4 protein-coding genes are annotated in these 2650 nt (G+C 71.8%); 2 read left to right on the top strand and 2 right to left on the bottom strand.

Going from position 1 to position 2650, the window contains the following annotated elements; translation table 11 throughout:
* Window positions 1-79: 79 nt before the first annotated feature.
* Complete coding sequence (locus P1P70_RS43180) at window positions 80-505, top strand: pyridoxamine 5'-phosphate oxidase family protein (RefSeq protein ID WP_319247760.1); 426 nt, start codon at window positions 80-82, stop codon at window positions 503-505.
* 13 nt (window positions 506-518) lie between these two features.
* On the top strand, window positions 519-1259 hold the full coding sequence (locus P1P70_RS43175) for a pyridoxal 5'-phosphate synthase (RefSeq protein ID WP_319247758.1): 741 nt from the start codon (window positions 519-521) through the stop codon (window positions 1257-1259).
* A 21-nt stretch (window positions 1260-1280) separates the two neighbouring features.
* Here P1P70_RS43175 and P1P70_RS43170 read toward each other — a convergent pair whose 3' ends face one another.
* Window positions 1281-2069, bottom strand: coding sequence for a class I SAM-dependent methyltransferase (locus tag P1P70_RS43170; RefSeq protein ID WP_319247756.1), 789 nt, complete (start codon window positions 2067-2069; stop codon window positions 1281-1283).
* The gene (locus P1P70_RS43165) at window positions 2066-2611 is read right to left on the bottom strand and encodes a GNAT family protein (RefSeq protein WP_319247762.1); all 546 of its coding nucleotides are present in this window, start codon (window positions 2609-2611) and stop codon (window positions 2066-2068) included. Before P1P70_RS43165 ends, P1P70_RS43170 begins: the two co-directional genes overlap by 4 nt.
* Between the last annotated feature and the right edge of the window lie 39 nt (window positions 2612-2650).

Below are 2650 nucleotides of genomic sequence, written 5' to 3'. Positions count from 1 at the left end.
GGCCGGAATAGGGGGCGGGGCCGGGGTGCTGAACCGACTCGGCAGGCAAGGCGTCCCGAGGCATCCCGGAGGAAGTGGCATGGCACTGTCCCGCAAGGAGCGCGAGGAGTTTCTGGCCGAGGTTCACGTGGCCGCGTTGGCGGTGGACGCGGGGGAGGGACGGGCCCCGCTGACGGTGCCGATCTGGTACCAGTACGAGCCCGGTGGCGACATCTGGGTCATGACCGGCCGGGACTCCCGCAAGAACCAGCTGATCCAGGCCGCCGGACGCTTCACCCTGATGATCGACCGGCTGGAACCCACCATCCGCTACGTCTCCGTCGAGGGCCCCGTCACCGACACGACTCCCGCCTCACTCGTCGAGCTCCGGGAGATCACCGCGCGCTACCTCCCGCCCGAGAAGGTCGACGGCTACGTGGAGTTCTCCTCCGCCAACCACGGCGACCAGGTCGTCATCCGCATGCGGCCCGAGAGGTGGGTCTCGTCCGACCTGGGCACGGTGTGAGACCGTCCCACCCATGATCGATCCCCCTTTCCGGCCCCGGCCCCGGCCCCAGGGTCAGCCGCAGGACCAGACCGCAGTCGCCCCCGCCCAGCCGTCCGAGTTCGTCCAGGCGCTGCGCGGACTGCGTGTCTGGGACCCGCAGGTCAGCGCCCTGCCCCTGTTCGACCCGGCCACGGCCCCCGCCGAGCCGGTGCCACTCTTCGCGAGCTGGTTCGGGGAGGCCGTGGCGGCCGGGGAGGTGGAGCCGCACACGATGTCGCTGGCCACGGCGGACGCGGAGGGGCGGCCGGACGTCCGTACGGTGATGCTGCACGACGTGGACGCGCGCGGCTGGCACTTCGCCTCCCACGCCGGAAGCCGCAAGGGCCGCCAGCTCACGCACCGGCCGTACGCGTCCCTCGGCTTCTACTGGCCCCTCCTCGGCCGCCAGGTTCGGGTCCGGGGCCCTGTCACGGTCGAGCCCGCCGAGGTCGCCCACGCCGACCTGCACGCCCGCTCGACGGGTGCGCTGGCCGCCGCGCTCGTGGGTCACCAGAGTGAGGTCCTGTCCTCGTACGAGGAGTTGGAGCGCGCGTCGGAGGCCGCCTGGGCACGGGCCGAGCGGGAACCGGACGTTCCCGTGCCCTCCTGGACGGCGTACGTCGTGGAGCCGGACGAGGTGGAGTTCTTCCAGGGGGACGCGCGGCGTCGGCACGTACGCCTCAACTACCGCCGGGAGGGGGAGGGTTGGGCCACGGAGCTGCTGTGGCCCTGAGGGCTGCCGACCACCCTCCGCTCAGACCTTCTCCCACACGGACACGTGCATGGTGCTGTCGTTCGTGAAGGGCTCCCCCTTCCACCCCGCCCACCGGTCCCGCAGCCGCATCCCGGCCAGCCGGGCCATCAGATCCAGCTCGGCCGGCCAGACGTACCGGAAGGGGATCGACCGGTACTCCGTCCGTCCGTCGACGACCGTCACATGGTGTGACCGCATCCTCTGCGTCGCCACGTCGTACGTGTCGAACCCCAGCCGCGTCGGACCGACCCGGAACGGCACGGCGTTCTGCCCCGGCGGCAGCCGCCGCAGGTCAGGCACCAGGACCTCGATCACGAAACAGCCGCCGGGCACGAGATGCGCGGCGGCGTTGCGGAAGCAGTCCACCTGGGCGTCCTGCGTGGTCAGGTTGTTGATCGTGTTGAAGACGAGGTACGCGACGGGGAAGCCGGGGCCCTCGACCCGGGCGGTCGCGAAGTCCCCGATGGTGACCCCGATGTCCTCGCCTCCCGGCTTGGCCCGCATCCGCTCCACCATGGCCCGCGACAGGTCGATGCCGTGCACGCGCACCCCACGCCGGGCGAGGGGAAGCGCGATCCGTCCGGTACCGACCCCGAACTCCAGCGCCCGCGCGCCCCCTTCGGCTCCCGGCCCGCCCGCGAGACCGGCGATCAGGTCCACCACGGGGTCCACGGCCTGCGGGCCGAACACCTCGTCGGAGGGGTCGTCGGGGGCGCCGTCGTAGTGCGCCGCGACGGCTTCCCCGAAGTAGCCGTCCGGATCGTCGACTTCTTCGTACAGCTCGCTCATCGAATTCCCTCCGGGGCCGGGTCGGTGGCCAGTCGCGCGTGCAGGTGGGCGTCCCGGAAGGCGTCCTGGCGCCCCTCGGCGAACGCCGCCCCGCGCAGGAGCCCCTCGTACCGGAACCCGCACAGCTCGGCGATACGGCAGGACGCGGCGTGGCCGACGACGTGGTCGAGTTCGAGCCGGTGGATGCCGAGTTCGGTGAAGGTCCAGCGGGCGGCGAGGTCGAGGGCCCGGGTGGCGACCCGGCGGCCACGGGCCTCGGGCAGCACCCAGTAGCCGACGACGGCCCTGCGCAGATGCGCGTCGATCCCGCTCAGCCCGACCTGCCCGAGGGTCGTGCCGCTCTCCGCGTCCGTGACGCGGAAGGCCACGGTCGAGCCCTCCGCGTCGGACTCGGCACGCCGTCGCAGCGACTCCCGGGCGCCCTCGAAGCTCGCGTCCCACACCAGGGGCGTGTTCCACCGCTGGAAGTCGGGATCGGTACGTCCCCGCAGCCACGCCTCGACATCGGCGTCGGACTCGGCGTCCCAGGAACACAGCCGCAGGTCTCATATACAAATCTAACACTTCCAAAAAAAAGCCTT

It is taken from the genome of Streptomyces sp. MB09-02B, assembly GCF_033794485.1.
GTDB lineage: Bacteria > Actinomycetota > Actinomycetes > Streptomycetales > Streptomycetaceae > Streptomyces.
This window is presented reverse-complemented; position numbering and strand designations above follow the sequence as displayed.

What these genes read in the sequence shown, in the direction of transcription:
- P1P70_RS43180 (WP_319247760.1), top strand. Translation starts at nt 80, where the DNA reads ATGGCACTGTCCCGCAAGGAGCGCGAGGAGTTTCTGGCCGAGGTTCAC.
- P1P70_RS43175 (WP_319247758.1), top strand. Translation starts at nt 519, where the DNA reads ATGATCGATCCCCCTTTCCGGCCCCGGCCCCGGCCCCAGGGTCAGCCG.
- P1P70_RS43170 (WP_319247756.1), bottom strand. Translation starts at nt 2,069, where the DNA reads ATGAGCGAGCTGTACGAAGAAGTCGACGATCCGGACGGCTACTTCGGG.